The organism is Aquamicrobium segne (genome assembly GCF_042656785.1).
Lineage (GTDB): Bacteria > Pseudomonadota > Alphaproteobacteria > Rhizobiales > Rhizobiaceae > Mesorhizobium > Mesorhizobium segne.
Genome location: NZ_JBHSLL010000051.1, coordinates 1 through 18,267, shown reverse-complemented (window position 1 = coordinate 18,267; position 18,267 = coordinate 1). Strand labels below are relative to the sequence as shown.

The following is an 18,267-nucleotide window of genomic DNA, read 5'->3' as shown; positions in this document are numbered from 1 at the left end:
TTATAGCCAGTATTGCCGGGGCGGCAGCTAATGCTTCTTGTAAACCATGATCTGCCGTTCCGGAAGCCACCCCAAGTTTGCCGTTTCAGCGGGGTTGGACAATGATGCCCATCGCGAACTAGAAGCTACCAACCATATAGATCGCCACGCCATCCTTGAATTATTGCGTCAGGCGGCGGTTGCGGCAGCGTCGCTCGAAAGCCCAAAATTCGCCGCGAGTGCCTCTTCCACGTCGGCCAGTTGTCTGCGCTTCTCATCCAGCTCATCCGAAAAGGAGAACTCCCCTCCCTGGCGCGAGCGATAGGAAGCGAGGCGATTCTGGGCATCGGCAAGCCGCTGCCGATACCGCCCTTGCTCATCGCTAAACCCGGACAATGCATGCTCAAGCCGGGCAACAGCACCCAGCGGGGTCGCGGTGACGGCCAGCTCGATCTCGTAGTCGGCGCCCGTACGCATCAACATGGTGGTATAGCGGTATCCGTCCCTCCCGAACCGCTCGCCACAATATTCGAGATCGAAGCCGCCGAGCGACGCGATCACGACATCGCCATCCCGCTGAAGCTGGACGAGGGTGAGGATCTCCTTCATCAATGCGCGACCAGCGAGCTTGCGCTCCACGAAAGCCTCATCACCTACGCCCATGCAGAAGGACGGGCCAGCCGTTGGCACCAGCCTGTCGATATCCTGCCCGATCTCACCGATGCGACGCGTGGCGTATTCGATGTCGCGCTCGGCATCGCGGATTTGCCGGCGAATGGCGAATTGATCGTCCTGATGTGCAGCACGGAGTCGTTCAAGCCGGGCGATATCGGCTTCGAGCCCCGCTTTTTGCATCAGCCGCGGATCGCCTGAGGCAATCGCCTTGGCCATGGCGAACTGGTTCGCCTGCCCTTCACCCATATCCTCCAGCCGACGGATCGAAGTGTCGCCCGAAAGAGCGGCCGCGATGAACCGGGCCTTGCGCTCGTTGTTCTGCCACATCTGCGCATCCATCGAACCTTCCGTTGCGTAAGCGAAGATGTCGACGACATCGTGCTGATTGCCTTGCCGCTGGATGCGGCCCTCGCGCTGCTCGATCTGGGACGGCAGCCAGGGCACGTCGAGGTGATGCAGGGCTTTCAAGCGCAGCTGGGCATTGACGCCCGTGCCCATTGTTTCCGACGACCCGATCAGGAAGCGGACCTTGCCGGCGCGTACATCACCAAACAGCCGCTGCTTGGCTTCGGACTTTTTGTGGTCCTGCATGAAGGCGATTTCCGACGCCGGCACGCCGTGGCGAATGAGCTCGTCACGGATCCAGCGATAGGCTGAGAAACCGCGCGTCTTTTCCACCGAGATCGTCCCGAGATCAGAAAAGATCATCTGGGCCGCGCCGGTCAGCTCGAAGGGTTTGCCATCGGGCCGGACGTAGCCGTGGTCTGCCGTTTCCCGCCAGATGCGGAAGGCGTTGCCGACAAGGTCGTTGAGCTTGTTTTCCGCCTCATTGTCATTGTCGGCATCGACGAGACGCAGGTCGATGGCGGCATGACGACCATCGGTGATGACCGAGAGCAGAATATCGTCGCCGGGCTGGGGAGGACCCTCGCGTGCTTCGATCGCCTTGATGCGGGCATCGAGCAGGACCTGGTAGCGCTTGAAGGCAGCTGAAGGTTTTGAAGTTCTGATCTGGCGTGCGCCGGTCGAGAGCGTCGGCACCTTGACGTAGGCGCGCAGATCCTCGGGCATCACCACATCCGCGAAGGTGCGGAACATGGCGATAAGCTCGGGCACATTGACGAAGGTCGCGAACCGCGTCACCGGCTTGTACTTGCCGTTGGGCTGCAGTTCGAGTTCGGTGGTGACGTCGCCGAAGGTCGAGGCCCAGGCATCGAACTCGTGCAGGCCGCGCTGATGCAGCGCGTCGAAGCCGAGATAACGCTGTACCGAGAACATCTCGCCCAGCGTGTTGGTGATCGGCGTGCCGGACGCCAGCACGAGCGCGCGGCCCGGGTTCCTCGTCTCGATGAAACGGGACTTCACATAGAGATCCCAGGCCCGTTGCGACCCGTTCGGATCGATCCCCTTCAGGGTCGACATATTGGTGGCGAAGCTGAGTTTGCGGAACTCCTGCGCCTCATCGACGATAATCTGGTCGATCCCGATTTCGGATATGGTGAGGAGATCGTCCTTTCTGGTGGCGAGGTTTTCCAGCCGTTCCTTCAGCCCTTCCTTCAAACGCTCGAGGCGCTTGCGCGAGACCCGGTCATCGCTTTCCACCTTGGTGAGCAGCGTTTCGTAAAGCTCCAGCTCGTCATGAATCATTTGTTGCTCGAAGGCGGAAGGGACGCCGATGAAGCGGAAGGCCGAGTGGGTGATGATGATCGCATCCCACGTGGCCGTCGCGGCACGACTGAGGAAGCGATGCCGCTTGTCCTTGGTAAAATTGGTCTCGTCGGCAACCAGGATGCGGGCGGTCGGATAGAGCGCCAGAAACTCGCGCGCAGCCTGCGCCAGGCAATGGCCGGGAACGACCAGCATCGCCTTGGCGATCAGGCCGAGGCGCTTTTGCTCCATGACCGCAGCCGCCATGGTCATCGTCTTGCCGGCGCCGACGGCATGGGCAAGATAGGTCGAACCGGCCGAGATGATGCGCCAGATGCCGCGTTTCTGGTGCCCATAAAGAGAAAAGGCGCCCGAGGCGCCTGGAAGCTGGAGATGATCCCCGTTGAATTTTCGCGGGGCGATGTTGTTGAAGCGATCATTATAGATCCGCGCCAGCCGGTCGGTGCGGTCGGGATCAGACCAGATCCAGGCCTGGAACGCGGTCTTTATCTTCTGCAGCTTCTCCTTGGCCGCCTCGGTGTCGACGACATTGAGCACCCGCTTTTCGCTGTCGCCTTCCTTCACAATGTCGAAGATCTGCGGCACGCGGCTGTTGAGAGCATCGGCAATCAGCTCGCCGGCATGGCGGCGATCGGTGCCCCATTCGGATGTGCCGGCGGCCACCCAGCCAAGCTGGCGCGCCTGCACCGTCCACGATGCCAGTTCGGGCATGTGGTGGATCTTGATGTCGGCATTCATCGTCTCCTTGACGAAGAGGACGACATCGGCGGCCGGAATCCACGGCGCGCCCAGACGGGCGGTGATATCCGACGGCCCAAGATCGGCAGGCTGCACCTCGACCAGGGCGCGGACATTGCGCTCGAATGCGGGATCGAGCGCGGCGGCGGCCTCAGCCGCCTTGAGCTTGTCGCGGACCTGGCCGGATAGGTAGGCATCGTCGGTCTGCCAGGCGCCGGTCTCCGGATCGCGAAAGATCGCGTCGCCCAGCGCGGCAATCACGGTCTCGGGGTCGTTGTGCAGCAGCTCGGCGATGTGATCGATGTCCACATAACCCCGCTCGTTCAGCACCACGGCAAGGGCATCGGCCGGAGAGGCGATGATGGGTGCGGAAGGCGGCGCAATGACCCGTTCGGAAAAGATTGGGCCGGGACGTGCGGTATTGGTCTCAAGATCATAGTCCTCGATTGAAGCCACCAGCCAGCAATCTGGGTCGTCGAGGAAGGGTTGCAGGTTGGGCCGCCGATGCGTCTCGCGGACCTCGCCGGTCTCTGCGTATTCGGAAACCGAGACCGTGGTGAAATTGATCGGGCCGAACTCCCGGACGAAGTTCGACCAGGCAATGCGCAGCTTCACCTGCGCCGGCTTCCAGGGCTTGTCGTACTCCTGGGCCTTCAGAACTTCCCGCACGGCATCGCGGATCGGGATCAGCTTGCTGATGATACGTGCATGCTTTTCCGGCACGCCATCGGCCGACCTGCCTTTGCGGATGGTAATCGCGACAGGAATGCCATCGATCATCTGCTTGAGCTGGGCATTGTCGCCGACGTAGAAGCTGCCCTCGCGCATACCGCCGCTTTCCGACCGGGCGACTAGCGAAACTGCGCTGTCAACAGCATCGTCATCGACAAGCTCGGGCTCGCCGTCATAGATCGCTTCCGGAAGAAAAGAGATTGCAGCTGCGAGCGCCTGCTCGAGATCGACGTCCGGAAGGGGCTTGCAGGTATAGGTTTCGCCGAATGGCCCGGACGCCAAGGCATGATCGCCCAGGACAAAACCGGGATGACGCGCAAACCAGCGATTTACGCGGATGGCCCCCTCATCGGCCGTCGCCGGCCTGATCTCCTCTGTGTCGAGCCAATATTGCTCGCCCTCGGGCTCGCCGATCTTGCGCTTGCGGAAAAACAGCACATCGACCACGACGTCTGTGCCGGCATCGGCGCGAAAGCTGCCTTCGGGCAACCGGATGGCGGCGATCAGATCGGCCGATTTCGCGATGTGCTCCCGCGCCGAGCAATCCGCCTTGTCCATCGTTCCCGAGCTGGTGACGAAGGCCGCAAGCCCGCCGGGCTTCAGCAGATCGATGGAGCGGGCGATAAAGTAGTCGTGGAGACGCAGTCCCATCGCGCGATAGGCGCGATCCGACCGGACAGTGCGATCGGAAAACGGCGGGTTGCCGATGGCCAGATCGAAACTGGCAGGAAGGTCGGCGCGGGCAAAGTCGGCGTTGACGATATGCGCCCCTGGTTGCAGCAACCGGGCGATGCGAGCCGTGACGGGATCGATCTCGATGCCCGTGATGTGGGCAACCTCTCGCAGCGCTTCGGGCAGCGTAGCGGGGAACAGGCCCATTCCGATGCCGGGCTCGAGCACCCTGCCCCCGCGCCAGCCGAGCCGTTGCAGTCCGGACCAGATCGCACGAACGATGAACTCTGGCGTGAAATGCGCATATTGGGTGCAGCGCGCCAGCGACGCATATTCGCCAGATGAGACGGTTCCCTCAAGACCGCTGCCGATTTCATCCCAACCCGGCCGAAAACTGTCATCGCCGGGACGGCGAAACACGGCATTGGCGAGCTCGGATGCACCGAAGCCGGTAAAGCGGATCAACTGCGCCTGTTCGTCCGCCGTCGCTGCGCGGTCGGCCGCCTCGATTTCGGCGGCGAGACGGATGGCGGCGAGGTTGTCGAGCGCTCGCTGCTTCCAGCCGCGCGCGAGATTGCGGCTTCCGGAAAGATAGAAGTTGGCGCGTTCCGCCGATGACGACGTGCGCGCCGAGACACCAGACGGTGCAGGCATCGCCGGAGCAGGCTCGCTCAGTGGCGGATCGTCATCGAAATCGTTGGCGGCGAGATCTGCACCAAACCCGGCGATGCCAAGGCCGAGCCCGGACGATTGGGACGTGATGGCTGAAGACGAGATCGTGAACAGGTCGTCATGCGACATTGGTATTCTCCTGCGATAATGGCGTGCGCGATCCCCCGGCCGCTGATGACGGCCAGGCGATCGGCATTGCGATTGTTGAAAATGTCAGCGGGACATCAGCGAGAGCGCGATTTCGGCCTCGGTGAGCTGCACATTGAGGTGCGTGGCGCCCATGTTGCGGTCAAAAAGCGGGGTCAGCCGCTCGGCGTCGATGAACTCGATGCCGTCATCGGCGCCGAAATGGCGGCGCTTGTAGTCCCACCAGTCGATGTCGCCCTTGGGGTGGCACTGCTCGGCGTACACGACGAGCGGCTTCTGTCCGTCGGCGAGTTTGCCATTGGAGAGGATGTAGACGCCTTCGTCCCCCACCAGCCACAGGCCGGGCAGTTCACCCTCGCCCGGACGGGTGCCGTAATAGGGATTGCGAAAACCGCCATTGGCGGCAGCGTCTTCGATGCCCCGCGCGATGACCTTGCGAACAGCGAGAATCGGAAAGGTGAACATGGCAGCGCTCCCCTTCACGCTGCCTGCCGCTCGGGCAGGTGACGCAGATGCACAGGAAGCTTGGCCTGGATCTCCTCCTCGGTGAGTTCACTCAACAGCTTCAGCGTCGTGCCGCCGCGGCGACCATAGACCAGCACGGTGCGCTGTCCGCGAAACTCCGGCAGCCAGCGTTCACCGGCATAGCCGCGATATTCGTCGTAGGTGGCGCTCCAGATATGCTCGAGCCGCTCCTCATGCGTCATCGCCCTGACCGGCCAGGACTCGCGCTCGACGATGGCGTCGCGCATCTCGACCGGCGAGCGGGCTTGCGTCAGGTCGCAATAGCCATGGAAATAGCGGACCTTCCCGTCAATCCTGAGCTGGTAGAAAATACTGGTGACGCGGTCGGTGAGGAATTCACGCATGGCGAACATCTCGCCGCGCATCCAGAGCGGGGGCAGGATCTCGAGCATGTATTCATGCTCTGTCCGTGCGATCTCGAAATACTCACCTGCGTAGAGATGATCGCTGTCGCCCTCAAATCGGTTCGGCCGCTGGGCATGGCGGTCGAAAAGGCGGCACATCTGCCGACGGTCTGCGACGCCGAAATAGATCTTTCTGGGGGAAGTTTGATGGGTCATGGGGAGGCTCCTGGCCTTTTTCGGGCCGAAGCGCGGTTATCCCTCGTGGATCACCATCATCTTCAGCCCTTCCGGACCCTTCCCCGCGGCCGCCTCTCCGTCCGGCCGGGTCAAGGGCCGGCTTCAGCCGGGCGAAGCTTCACCCTTGATGCGGCCGGCGGGCATGCGGCAGTCGGCTTCTTTCCTTCTCTTTCTCTCCCTCCTGATGCGCACACCCCACTGCACCCAAGTTTCCCATGCCCACGGCTAACGCCGGATCTAGGCCGGGCCGCCTCACCATTCGTAGTGAGGAAGCCCCTCCACCTGGTCGGCATCGCAATCGAGAAGCAGGTAATCGCATCCTTGGCTACGCGCCCAGGTCATGACGGCAAACAAATCGTCAGGGATAGCATCGGATCCGACGCCGGCGTTCTCGTCATGGGCATAGACGAACCAGCCATAGTCCCCATATTGGCCGCCCAGGCAGGGCCATCTCGACGGCGGTATGGTGTCGAGCAGTTTGGCGGTCGTCTCGGTGACATGCCCGGTGGACACGACGATAAAGCGGCGGATTTCTGGGGCGCTTGTCATGGCGAAGTCCTTTCCAGAACAGCGTTGGAAGCAGCCGGATCGTCAAGGCCCAGCCGACGCGGCGAGGTTGCCTGCAGCATCCAGCGTTCCCCATTGATGTGCCTGAGGAACTCGGTTGCAGGGGGCACGCGCCCAAGCACTTTCTGCACATGGCGTTCAGCAACGACCCTGGTCGGGACGGCCTTGCCATTGCCGAGCCTGAAGACGGGACCAAACCGGGATTCGGCTTCAAAAATCCCGAACGCATGATGCCGGAAGGCGAGATGCGCCAACCCCGGCGTCCAGTGCGCCGTCGCAAGGAACCATCGATGGAGTGGCAGATAGTCGGAAACCTCGCCCCCGAAGCGCATGACGCTCGTCTCGGCGAGGTTTTCCGGCGCCGGGATCGAGGTGGGAAGCCAGTCGGGAGCAGCGAAGCCAACGAGCCAGTCGCTCGCGTGGACTATGCGCGGACAATCTTCCTCGAGATGCTGAAGCCCGAGCGTCATCACGTCGACATCGACATGGTCGGCATTCTGGATATCGGCACCGAAATGCGCCATTGCCTCGGCGGCGCCTTCAATATGATGGCGCAGCGCCCGGTGCGTAAATCGGCACAGGACGGCCTTTGTAGCGTCGAACCAGGCATGAAGTGAATAATAATCTTGCCAGACGCCGCCATGGATGCGCGCCGACGAGCGCGCATGGTCGTAGGGGTGCATATCGCTCTCCTTTGAGGATGTCGGGATTCAGTAGGGGATGTAGGTGTCGATCTCGACCCGCGGGCCGGTCTCGAGATAGGCAAGCGTGCTATCGAGGACCGCATTGAGGCCGGAACTCTCGGCCCAGGAGTCCAGATCCGGCGGCGTACCGCGGGGCAGCAACGGGAGATAGAAAGAAAAAACCTCCCTGGCATGGGCGAGCGTCATGGCGTCGCTGTGCCAGTTGCCGTCCCATATTTTTCGCATCCGCTTGCGATGGCGGGCGATGGCCTGCGCCTCGACGGGATGCCCGCCCTTACGGATTGCCCGCAGGAACTCCCGCAATCCCTCATGGTGGTGCGCAAGCGGCGCCGTATTGCGCCGCGCTTTGAATTGGCCAATCTCGAAGGTGAGATCGTTGGTCTCGTGACCGAGCTTGACTTCGATCGTCGCTGCCCGTCTGCCAGCCTCTCGCAACGAGAGAATCTGCGTGTCGCCGCGGCGGCAGATGTCATAATAGCCGCCAACGCAATGATCGAGCAGCCGGCCTTCTTCCACGAGATCGGCTGCTGACGACAATGCCACCACTTCGAATCGACCGCATGGCGAAACCCATGGCGCACAAAGGCGCGGCCATCCGGGGCGGTCGGCCCGACGCTCGTGCCGGAGCGCCGAGAGCGAGGCGACGCGGCGATGCCATATCCCGACAGCCTCATGGAATGCCTTGGGCTTTCGTGGCCCGACAATGGCCCTGTGCAAGCCAGAAAGAAGAAGGCGGCGCGGTTGGCCGCCCCCTTTCGCCCCGCCCAGCGTTAGCGACTGGGCGAATGATCCGATCTGATGGTTCGGTCTGAACCCGCCAAGGCGAATTCGTTCCACGACGATCGGGCGCAGGAGATCCTGGCGAAGCGCCTCGATCGCGTCTGTGACGCCCTGGCCATTGGGGCCGAGATCGTCTGGCCGCACGAAATGCTGCCGCGGCGATTTGATCCAAGCCGATCGCTCCCACGCGGCTTGTTGCTCCGGTCGGCCGCGGCCCGGCCATTCACAAAGCGCAACCTGATGGGCTTTTAACTCCTCGATCGCGACGTGGAAATCGGTGTGGTTTTCGATCGTATGCGCCAGGAGCCGGGCACCTCTCAGCGCTCGCAGTTCCGCCACGGTCAGAGTGTGGCGTGCCATCAGCAATGGAGCGAGGGGGCGCCCCGTGTCGATGGCTTCGGTAATGTCTGGCTGCCTGAGCGTCATCGAAAGCGCACCGTAGATCGTGGCAGCCTGCAGGCGACGCTGCAAGATTTCGGCACGGTGCGGCTGTCCACTCGTCTCCGGCGCCAGAAGCCAGGCCGCCATCACGGACAGGTTCTGCTGGGTCGATGCAATTGCCGGCAAGTCCCGAACAACGACCTTTTTCACATGCGCATGGGCGAGCGCCCTCGACCGCTTCGCCAGGCTGGTGATCGCGTTGGCCACGAGCCGTGCGAGATCGGTGAGGGTCTGCCATTCGGCTCCCTTTTCCAGCAAGATGATCATGAGATCCGAAAAGCCGCGCTCTTCTATCCAGCCTCCAAGGGCCGGATCGTGGTCGGGGCGAGCGCTGGAAACATGGTCCGTTGCGAATTCGGCGATGAGATCGAGCAGTTCCCGCGCCAGCTGATGATTCATCGCATTTGGGCGGGTCCGCAGGTCGGGCTCAAGCCGCCCGTCGACAATCCTGACGGTGAAGTCCAGCTCTGCCAGAGCAACAACGCTCGACAGCGCCTCGAGCGCCTCAGCCTGATCAGATAGTGGCCGACACGCCTCGATCAGCAGGGTGGCAGCATCGGATTTGAGCCGGTTCCAGGTTCGACAGGTCATGGCGAGACCTCCGCAGTGGTCTCATCCATGTCGGACGCATCGTCATCATCGAAATCCTCATCCTCGTAGTCATCGTCATCGCCATAGTCGCCATCCTCCCGGAAAGCCATGTCGCATTCGACGGTAAGGGCCTCCTCGTCCTCAAAGGGGCGCACATAGACGGTGCCATAACCGCCTTCATTGTTCACCCAGTCGCCATCGGGGGCATCGGAGACGATGTTTTCCAGAAGCGCCGGCAGATATCTGATATCGCCGCGGTCGGAGATGAAGATCGGAATATCCGGCAGGTCGTGTGCCTCCGGGTCATTGCGATAAGTAACGCTGTCAAGGTCGGTTTCTCCGGAATCGCCGCTCCCGTTCAATGAGTAGACGATCTCGGTGATCTCGAGCGCCCGCAGGATTGCGCCCAGCCGTTCAGTCAGGTCCATTTGCCTTGCCCTTTTCCTGGTGTTGAAAAACACCTTCGGGCGGCCGCCTCTCCGTCCGGCAGGGTCAAGGGCCGGCTTTAGCCGGGCGAAGCTTCACCCTTGACGCAGCCGGCGGGCATGCGGCAGGCCTTATCCTCCCTCTCTCCTTTATTCTCGCTCCTTGTTGCGGGCACGCAGAGCATCGTTCCAGTCGTCATGCGGAGGCAGAAGACGCGACCAGGCAGAGCCGGTCTGTTCAGCGATCTCGAGGAGCCGTTCGGCAAACACCTCACCCTGCGCATTGGCGTCGGTGGCCGCGACAAGTTCAGCGCCGGGGCGCTCGGCCAGCCGGCTCAGAGCTTCGGATGTGGCCGGAGACCAGCCGCCCCCGGCGCTGAGATAGAGTGTGCCGGCTCCCATCTCCTCGATCGCCGCAAGGCTCATGGCGTCGATCGCGGCCTCGGTCACACACAGGCGTAAAGCCTCCGGCCGCCCAAGGCGAAACAGGACCTTGGCGCCCCCGGATGCAAAGCCACGCCAGTCGGGTCCGCGCTCTTCCCAGCCGGTGATGGCGCCATCATTGTCGGCATGGGCAGCCCACATGCTGCTATGGGGACCTTCGCGCAGCAGATTGGTGGAAATCGCGATACGGACGATCCGTTCGCTAAGACCGCGCTCATCAATCAGATAACGCCAGGTTGCCGATCCCTTCCAGGGCTTGCGCCGTGTGCGCCATCGCTCGGGAATCGAAAGGTCAGGCTTTCGGTCGCGCGATTCTCGCTTCCAGACGGGTTCGGACGGAACGAATCCGACAAGACCTGCCACCTCGTGCATGGCTTCGACAAAGCGCACACCCTGCAGGTGCTCGACGAGATTAAACACGTCCCCCTTGCTCTCGCCGAGTGGGTCGAACCAGCCCTTGCCGTCATGGATGACGATGATGATCTCGGCGTTCCGGCGATATTTCATCGCCTTTCGTGTGCTTTCCTTTTGGTCAATACCAAATCCCGCCTGTTCCAGCACTGCCGCGCACTTGACCTGGCTCCGTAGCTCGTCAATGTCTTCTCGTTCCATGTTTTGCCCGGCGCGCCTGGCGCGGCCGGCCTTTCCTTTGTCAGGTTTCTTTCCCCCGTAAACCTTACCGGGACCCTTCTCACCGGCCGCGAAGAGCGGCGGGGGCAAGGGCGCGGCCTCCTGGCCGCGGCATGAGCTTCCCTTGCGGCCGCCAGCTCGCCAGTGGCAGGTTCACCATTCGCCAGCCAAAGATGAAGAGCACAACGACACAACCCGGCATTTCTGCCGAGCTATGGCCGCGATAGTCGAGCGGACCTAATAAGGACGACCCGACCTGATATGGGGGGTATACGTGATGATGACCTCGACATCCGCGTCGTCGAGTTCGCCGTGGACATCACCTCGAGCACGTCGTCGCTGATGATCTGGGCCCATATCCTTGCGGGTAACTGCCAAGAGATCCTGCTCGGTATCGCTGTCAGCTCTTTGTGCAAGATCCTCGCCCTTGTTTTTCTCAGCAGGGAGATGCAATCTCTCCGTGCTCGCGTTGCCGCTGCGAGCCTGGTCCCGGCCCTCCCCTTACCCCCTCAATGCCCAAAGAGGCCGGGACCAATTTTTTAGCCAGCGATATGCTTTCCGGTTTCTGCCATACTGACCGATCGGTGATGACTCCATACGGCTCGCCCGGCACGAAACGCCACGATGAATTTGCGCGCGTATAACCATCGGACTTCACGTGCGGGACCTCTCCCATCGCCCCTTCTCCTCAGCGACGATCGCGCGCAGCACTGCGATGTCCATTTCCACCTTCGGCGAGAGACGGGCGATTTCGGCCGAGACCTTTGCCCAGTGATAGAATTCACGTCTGTCGCCATGTATACGGGCACGAGTTGCCCGGCGCTGCGCCTCGTAATAGGCGTAGATTTCCTCAGCGCCGAGAAGCCGTCGTGCATCATCCCGCCAGCGGCGGCGCAGCTCCCGCCGATGGTCTATCCAGCTGCCGATGGCTGCAAACATGCCCACTCACTGCCTCCTGCGCGTCAAGAAATGGCAACCCCCACCGCTGAAACCTCGCAGCGCTTCAGTTGCGACAACCGCCCTGATTGCAGGGCTGCGTCACAAGCGGCCATTGTATTGCACAGCCGCCATCCTGTAAGTGACGTGTAGAAGAAGTTTAAACGGCAAGGGAAATATTCATGAGTGACAACCTCCCGAGCGACGCCGACAGGCTCATTGAACTGACTGCTGATGTCGTGTCGGCCTATGTATCGAACAATCCTGTGCCCGTCGCGGAATTGACGGGCCTGATTGTCAATTTTCACGCTGCCCTTCAGCATCAGATTGCAGCACCGGCGGAAGATACCTCCGAACCGCAAAAGCCGGCCGTCTCGATCAGGAAGTCGGTCACACCGGACTACATCGTCTGCCTCGAAGACGGAAAGCAGTTCAAATCCCTGAAGCGGCACCTGGCGACCCACCACGGAGTTACGCCGGACGAGTACCGCGCGAAATGGGGCCTGCCAGCGGACTATCCGATGGTGGCGCCAAACTATTCAGCTTCGCGTTCCGCCTTGGCAAAGGCCGCCGGACTGGGACGCAAGGCAGCGCCCGCCGAGGTTCCGCCAGCGGCTCCCGCCAGACAAAAGAAACTCGGTCTCAAATTCACTTGAGACCTGATTCCAGCTCTGGGTGAGGGTGGCGGGCCTGCTGGCGTGCGCGTTCACGGGCAACGTCCATAATATGTCTGGTGGACTTGCTGGTTCACCGCTCTCGCTGCTGGCTAGTGCCCAAGCACCTTTTCCATTGCGTTCGGCTGGTCATGCACGGCGAGCTTGTCCATGATGGTGGCGCTGGCGTCGTTGAGGCCGATGACCTCAACATCCGCGCTGGTCTTGCGAAATTTCAACACGGCCGTGTCGATGGCGGCAAGGAAATCATCGGCTGACGCGAAGAATATCTGACCTTCGATACGGTAGTGCCGGCGCCTGCTGTCTTCTGAGAGCGTCGAGGTGACACGGAATATCTGTCAACTGTCCATGCAAAGAAGGTTCCTGACAGCAGCACACCGACCCCAACGCCGAGTGCCAGATTATGTGTGCCCACAACCGTTATCACCGTTGCGAGCATGACGACGCTGGATCGTCGGGGGTGAGCGCCGACGTCGAAATTGACAATCGTGCACGCAAAGCCTGCGGAGGCCGGATAGCCAGATGAAAGCCCGACGGCGATGACCGCACATAGCCCGATCAGTTCCTGGGCGAGCATCAACCGCTAAGATGAGGTCGAGCGAAAGGGCGGGCGCGCCTCAGCTGAGCACTCAGAACCTTTGTTCTCTTTTCACTACCTGCCACAACCAAAGCACAATCTATAGATTGCAATTATTCACTGTATGTTCCGGATCGGGGGCATCGCGGCTGGATATTGATCTGCCATCCAGAGCAAAGTCGATGACCTGACGATAGGAGGAGGCTCATGAGTGGACCGACGGAGGAACGCGGTGTTCTGCGTTATTGACCATCGGCACTCTGAATAAAACTACTACGATAACACAGAAATTCCCGACGACCGTGCTTTATGGCAAACGATGACGCGCAAAGAAACCGGAATTGGGACAGATCGCTTGCACTTCGTCAGGGTTGGCGTTGCGATCCAGCAATGTGTGACATCGCTCCTGCATCGGGCAGGCAAGGCAGACATTACGAGCCTCGGCAATAGCGATGCCAGAACGCTCACGTGCGGCGCAAGCTGGGTTGACCTGGGTCCGCTTCATGACCAGATCGAAGACGTCGAATTGCCGCCAGACCTTCTTCGTCAGAGGCCAGCGTTGTGTACCGGGATACATGACAGCCTCCTCGCACCAGATCAAACGAATAACGCCAAGAAGTATAGTGGACGCAGCCATTTGAACGAATGTGCCGCTTCGTCGCGCCAGCATTGATGCAGTTCATCTTCGTTTTGCTTGATCAACTCCACAGCGAGGTCCACCGCTTCGATGCCGCCGACAAGATCGGACCGCAGATCGCCGCTGCCTTAGCCGAACGCGGCGTCCTTGGCCGCACCATGCCGCAGGGCGACATTCTGGGCTTCGCGCCACCGTTTTGTCTGACCCACGCCGAAGCGGACACCATCGTGGAGAAGACGGTGGATGCGGTGAAGAGTGTGTTCGACTAGGAGTTTCAAGGACGTGCACGAGCTGCCGGCGGGCTACGGCGGTTAAGCTAAAGGCGTTCTTTGCTAATCGCTGTCCACGGCGTGTCGCGCTCATCCGGCGCAAATACGTTCTTTTCCCGACGCGTTCGGACCGCATCGCATTCTGGACAGAAGCGCGCGGTCGTCAACCATCTCCGCGCTGAGCATCGAGACTGGCCTCGACGTCAGGACCGGAAGACGACCTTCTCGGACCAAATGCAGCGCGGGTTTGCAGCCTCAAACCGTGTGGCTGCCACATTTGCACGCTTCTATCCGGACAATCTACACCGGAAATAGCCCCATCCCTGCCACCTAAAGGCGTAGGGTATACAGATCCCTGTCGGGGCCTCTAAACCTCGGTTAACGGAACGATATGGTCGGCTAACATAGTGAGACAGCGCATTAATGCCTTTCCGACAGCATCAGAATTGCCGCGAACAGGTCGGACCGGTGCAAAAGGCCTACCACCACGCCGTCGCGCATGACGGGATAGGCCCGGTGTGAGCGGGTGAGGAACTCCTCGGCTGCGGAGACGGGGTCGAGATCGACAGGCAGCGCGCGCGCATCGCTGCTCATGATATCGGCGACGCTGCCTTCCCATTGCTGGTAGTAGCTGGCGTTCAGCATCGGGCGCAGACAGTCCTTCTCGGTCAGCATGCCGACGAGGACGCCGGCATCGTTGAGCACCGGCGCGGCGGCGAGGCCCGTGCGGACGAAGGCGGCGGCGGCCTCGCGGATCGGCGTCGCGGGCGACAGGCGTAGGAAATCCGTGCGCATGACGGGCTCGATCGTGGATCCGGTGTTCATGCGGGTTCCTCGTCCTTGTGCGGGCAGCCGCCGCAGCGCTGTCCGCCGACGCAGGCGAGGCCGTCGCAGCCCCTTTTCAGTTCACCGCGCCCCATCAGCAGGCCGGCACCGAGGCACAAGGCGGCGAGGCAGACGATCAGAACGGCAAGTATGGCTTCCATCATGATTTTACACCAGATGCTGCATAAAGCGTCCCGTGACGGCGCGGCGCAGCCCGCCGCCTTCACGGAACAGGAACAGGGCCGGTAATCCCTGCCGCTTTGCCAATTCAGGCCCGGCGTCGCCCGCCGCCATCAGCGCCGTCGCCCAGCCATCGGCCTGCCGCGCGGTCGCGCCACGCACCGAAACCGAAGCAAGCCTGCTTTCCACCGGCTCGCCGCTGGTCGGATCGATGATGTGGCTGAACCGCCTTCCGCCGATGTCGTAGCCATTGGCACGGTCGCCCGAGGTGGCGACCGCCATTCCGTCCAGAAGCAGCACGCCGGCAAGACTAGTCGCTTCCCGCCGTGGATCTTCGATGCCGACCTGCCAGATGCGGCCGGAAGGGTGGCGGCCGCGCGCGGCAAGCTCGCCGCCGAGATCGGCGAGGAAATGGTCATGGCCGCCGTCGAGCAGCAGCGCCGTCACCCGGTCGAGCGCGTGGCCCTTGGCGATGCCGCACAGGTCGAGCGTCAGCGCCGGGTTGGCTTTGGATATGTGGCGGTCGTCGGCCGCAAGCCCCTGCCAGCCGCCAGCCCTGCCCTGATGGATCGGGCCGAAGCCCCAGCGGGCGACGAGCGGTCCGACGGTCGGATCGAACCGCCCTTCGCTTGCATCCGCCACCGCAAGGGCTTCCCGCGTGACTTCGGCGATCTCCGGTGAGACGGCCATGTCGCGCGCGGCGCCGCTGTTGAAGCGCGAAATCGCGCTGTCGCCGCGCCATGGCGAGAAGGCGAGATCGAGATCGGCGAGCAGATTTTCCACCCTCATGCGCAGACTTCCGGTCTCCGCCACGTCCGGCAGGGAGATGCGCCAGCCCGTCCCGAATGCACCGCCCTCGATGTGGGCCAGCGCCGGCGCGCCACGGGCTAGCGCCGGTGCGGCGAGGCAGGCGGCACCGCTGAGCGCGAGGAAACGGCGGCGGTCGTGTCGAAAGCGCATGGCTCAACCTCCGAAATCGTCATTGTAGATGGAATGCGGCTCGACGCCCAGCCGGTGCAGCATGGCCAGCACCGCCGAGATCATCACCGGCGGGCCGCAGAGATAAAATTCGCACTCGTCGGGAGCCGGATGGCCGGCGAGCGCCTTGCGCACGGTCTCGTGGATGAAGCCCGTCTCGCCGGTCCAGCGGTCGGACGGCGCGGGGTCGGAGAGCGCCGGCGTCCATGAGAAGTTTTCATGCGTGGCTGCGATCGCCTCGAACTCCTCGACATAGAACAGATCCGCCACCGCCCGCGCGCCGTAGAAGAACGACATTTTGCGCTTGGTGCCGAGGCCAATCTGCTCGTGGATCATGGCGCGCAGCGGCGCCATGCCGACGCCGCCGCCAATGAACACCATCTCGCGCTCGCTCGGCTGGACGAAGAACTCGCCGAACGGGCCGCCGGCCTGCACCATGTCGCCCGGCTTCAGCGAGAACAGCCAGGACGAGACGATGCCGGGCGGAATGTCGTGCTCGCGGCCAGCCGGCGGCACGGCGAGGCGGATGTTGAAGACGATGCGCCCGGCATCCTGCGGGCGGCTGGCGATCGAATACGCGCGGGTCACCGGCACCGGCGAAGCCGATTTCAGCGCCGGCCAACCGGCGATGCGCCATGCCTGCTCATGGGCGGGATCGACCTCGATCTGCGCGAAATCGAGGCTGTAGGCCGGGGCCGTCAGCTGCGCGAAACCGCCGGCGCGGAAGCGGAATTCGCGGCCTTGCGGCAGTTCGAGCGTGAGTTCGCGGATCAGCGGCGCGAGCATGCAATTGGACAGCACCTTGCAGGGGAAGGATTCCGCCGCCAGCACGTCGGCCGCGACAGTCACGTCGACCGACCCGCGCAGCTTGGTCTGGCAGGCGAGGCGCAGATGTTCGCGCCGCTCGGCGGGCGACAGGATGCCCAGTTCCGTCGCCTGCGGCTCGCCCAGCCCCGGCCCCTCGACCGCCACCCGGCAAAGCCCGCATGTGCCGGCCCCGCCGCAGGCGGCGGGAACCGCGATGCCGGCGCCATGAAGCACGGCGAGAAGCTGGTCGCCGCGCCCCGCCTCGATGCGCGTGCCGCCATTGACGACGACGGCGACCGCCTCCTGCGGGATCAGCAGCCTTCGCGCGAAGAGCAGCGCCGCCGACAGGCCGGTGACGAGCGCGATGACGAAGAGGGAGCCCAGCGCGATCTCGGTCATTGGGCCGCCATCTGCGCGAAGGAGGAAAAGCCGAGCGACATCATGCCGGTGATGAGAAAGGCGATGCCGAGCCCGCGCAGGCCGGCGGGCAGGTCGGCATAGGCGAGCCGGGCGCGCACCGCGCCGAGCATCACCACAGCGAGCGCGAAGCCCGCGCCGCTGCCGAGGCCGTAGACCGCGGCTTCCGCGAAATCATAGCGGCGCTCGACCATGAACAGGCTGCCGCCGATGATGGCGCAATGGATCGTCAGCAGAGGCAGGAAGGCTCCGAACGCCGCCCGCAGCTTCGGCAGGTAGCGGTCGAGCACCATTTCGAGCAGCTGGACGCAGCCCGCCACCACACCGATGAAAGTCAGCAGCGACAGGTAGGAAAGGTCGACATCCGGCAAGCCGGCCCAGCGCCATGCCCCCGGCGCCAGCACCGCTGAATAGATCAGCTGGTTGAGCGGCACCGTGAAGCCCATCACCAGAATGACGGCGACGCCGAGACCGAAGGCCGTGTCCGGCCGCCGCGACAGCGCCAGAAAGGTGCACAGGCCGAGGAAATAGGTCAGCGGCATGTTCTCAACGAACATCGCCCGCAGGAACAGCGCGCCGAGATCGTTCATCGGCGCTCCTCCCCGATCTCGTGCGGCGGAAAGTCGGGATCGTCGGCCTGCTCCGGCCAGATGCTGCGCATCGCCCAGACCAGCCCGCCGAGCAGGAAGAAGGCGCTGGGAGCCAGAAGCATCAGGCTGAGCGGGGTGAACCAGCCGCCCTGCTCGGCCAGCGGCAGGATCTGAAAGCCGAGCAACTTGCCGGTGCCGAACAATTCGCGGCAGGTCCCGATCACCACCAGCATCAGCCCGTAGCCGAGCCCGTTGCCGAGCGCGTCGACCATCGAGGGCAGCGGCGGGTTGGTGCGGGCGAAGGATTCGGTGCGGCCGAGCACGATGCAGTTGGTGGCTGTCGATTTATGTTTGAAACTGGGACTCACGTAGTGAGTGATTTCAATGGCTTGTTTGAGATTGAAGT

17 protein-coding genes and 2 pseudogenes are annotated in these 18,267 nt (G+C 62.7%); 2 read left to right on the top strand and 17 right to left on the bottom strand.

Annotated features, from left to right (window positions below; genetic code table 11):
- Positions 1 to 168: 168 nt before the first annotated feature.
- From ACFPLB_RS13625 to ACFPLB_RS13585, 9 genes are all read right to left on the bottom strand, one after another.
- Positions 169 to 5,265, bottom strand: a complete 5,097-nt coding sequence (locus tag ACFPLB_RS13625) for an Eco57I restriction-modification methylase domain-containing protein (protein ID WP_378230535.1) — start codon at positions 5,263 to 5,265, stop codon at positions 169 to 171.
- Positions 5,266 to 5,349: 84 nt separating this feature from the next.
- Positions 5,350 to 5,748, bottom strand: coding sequence for a DUF3085 domain-containing protein (locus tag ACFPLB_RS13620; RefSeq protein ID WP_378230533.1), 399 nt, complete (start codon positions 5,746 to 5,748; stop codon positions 5,350 to 5,352).
- 14 nt (positions 5,749 to 5,762) lie between these two features.
- A complete protein-coding gene (locus tag ACFPLB_RS13615; protein WP_378230531.1) occupies positions 5,763 to 6,368 on the bottom strand; it encodes a DUF1419 domain-containing protein in 606 nt (201 codons plus the stop codon).
- 273 nt (positions 6,369 to 6,641) lie between these two features.
- Positions 6,642 to 6,938: a DUF5983 family protein gene (locus tag ACFPLB_RS13610; protein WP_378230529.1), complete on the bottom strand. Its 297-nt coding sequence runs from the start codon at positions 6,936 to 6,938 to the stop codon at positions 6,642 to 6,644.
- A complete protein-coding gene (locus tag ACFPLB_RS13605) occupies positions 6,935 to 7,639 on the bottom strand; it encodes a DUF6915 family protein (RefSeq protein ID WP_378230527.1) in 705 nt (234 codons plus the stop codon). Before ACFPLB_RS13605 ends, ACFPLB_RS13610 begins: the two co-directional genes overlap by 4 nt.
- Positions 7,640 to 7,666: 27 nt before the next feature.
- Complete coding sequence (locus tag ACFPLB_RS13600; protein WP_378230525.1) at positions 7,667 to 9,472, bottom strand: PcfJ domain-containing protein; 1,806 nt, start codon at positions 9,470 to 9,472, stop codon at positions 7,667 to 7,669.
- A complete protein-coding gene (locus ACFPLB_RS13595; RefSeq protein WP_378230523.1) occupies positions 9,469 to 9,900 on the bottom strand; it encodes a hypothetical protein in 432 nt (143 codons plus the stop codon). Before ACFPLB_RS13595 ends, ACFPLB_RS13600 begins: the two co-directional genes overlap by 4 nt.
- Positions 9,901 to 10,047: 147 nt before the next feature.
- Positions 10,048 to 10,953, bottom strand: coding sequence for a DUF3991 and toprim domain-containing protein (locus tag ACFPLB_RS13590; protein ID WP_378230521.1), 906 nt, complete (start codon positions 10,951 to 10,953; stop codon positions 10,048 to 10,050).
- A 672-nt stretch (positions 10,954 to 11,625) separates the two neighbouring features.
- Positions 11,626 to 11,910, bottom strand: coding sequence for a hypothetical protein (locus ACFPLB_RS13585; RefSeq protein WP_378230518.1), 285 nt, complete (start codon positions 11,908 to 11,910; stop codon positions 11,626 to 11,628).
- Between the two features lie 179 nt (positions 11,911 to 12,089).
- On the opposite strand from ACFPLB_RS13585, the gene ACFPLB_RS13580 reads away from it, so the two are divergent.
- Complete coding sequence (locus ACFPLB_RS13580; RefSeq protein ID WP_378230515.1) at positions 12,090 to 12,563, top strand: Ros/MucR family transcriptional regulator; 474 nt, start codon at positions 12,090 to 12,092, stop codon at positions 12,561 to 12,563.
- 110 nt (positions 12,564 to 12,673) lie between these two features.
- Here ACFPLB_RS13580 and ACFPLB_RS13575 read toward each other — a convergent pair.
- Positions 12,674 to 13,044, bottom strand: a pseudogene (locus ACFPLB_RS13575) (sodium-independent anion transporter); the annotation flags it as partial.
- A 421-nt stretch (positions 13,045 to 13,465) separates the two neighbouring features.
- Positions 13,466 to 13,735 carry a DUF6455 family protein gene (locus tag ACFPLB_RS13570; RefSeq protein ID WP_378230513.1) on the bottom strand — a complete coding sequence of 90 codons (270 nt, stop codon included), beginning with the start codon at positions 13,733 to 13,735 and terminating at the stop codon, positions 13,466 to 13,468.
- A gap of 146 nt (positions 13,736 to 13,881) precedes the next feature.
- On the opposite strand from ACFPLB_RS13570, the pseudogene ACFPLB_RS13565 reads away from it, so the two are divergent.
- Positions 13,882 to 14,064 (top strand): annotated as a pseudogene (locus ACFPLB_RS13565) (aspartate aminotransferase family protein); the annotation flags it as partial.
- A 420-nt stretch (positions 14,065 to 14,484) separates the two neighbouring features.
- Here the strand turns inward: ACFPLB_RS13565 and ACFPLB_RS13560 are convergent.
- From ACFPLB_RS13560 to ACFPLB_RS13535, 6 genes are all read right to left on the bottom strand, one after another.
- Positions 14,485 to 14,889 (bottom strand): CBS domain-containing protein, encoded by a 405-nt coding sequence (locus tag ACFPLB_RS13560; protein WP_378230510.1) that lies wholly within the window; start codon positions 14,887 to 14,889, stop codon positions 14,485 to 14,487.
- Positions 14,886 to 15,053, bottom strand: a complete 168-nt coding sequence (locus ACFPLB_RS13555; protein WP_378230508.1) for a hypothetical protein — start codon at positions 15,051 to 15,053, stop codon at positions 14,886 to 14,888. The genes ACFPLB_RS13560 and ACFPLB_RS13555 overlap by 4 nt, the downstream gene beginning before the upstream one ends.
- 4 nt (positions 15,054 to 15,057) lie before the next feature.
- Entirely contained in the window at positions 15,058 to 16,029 is a 972-nt protein-coding gene (locus ACFPLB_RS13550; protein WP_378230506.1) for an FAD:protein FMN transferase, read from the bottom strand.
- Positions 16,030 to 16,032: 3 nt separating this feature from the next.
- The gene (nqrF, locus tag ACFPLB_RS13545) at positions 16,033 to 17,253 is read right to left on the bottom strand and encodes an NADH:ubiquinone reductase (Na(+)-transporting) subunit F (RefSeq protein ID WP_378230503.1); all 1,221 of its coding nucleotides are present in this window, start codon (positions 17,251 to 17,253) and stop codon (positions 16,033 to 16,035) included.
- Positions 17,250 to 17,861, bottom strand: coding sequence for an NADH:ubiquinone reductase (Na(+)-transporting) subunit E (gene nqrE / locus ACFPLB_RS13540; RefSeq protein ID WP_378230501.1), 612 nt, complete (start codon positions 17,859 to 17,861; stop codon positions 17,250 to 17,252). Before nqrE ends, nqrF begins: the two co-directional genes overlap by 4 nt.
- A partial coding sequence (locus tag ACFPLB_RS13535) for an Rnf-Nqr domain containing protein (RefSeq protein WP_378230499.1) occupies positions 17,858 to 18,267 on the bottom strand: 410 nt, incomplete at its 5' end. The genes ACFPLB_RS13535 and nqrE, both read right to left, overlap by 4 nt.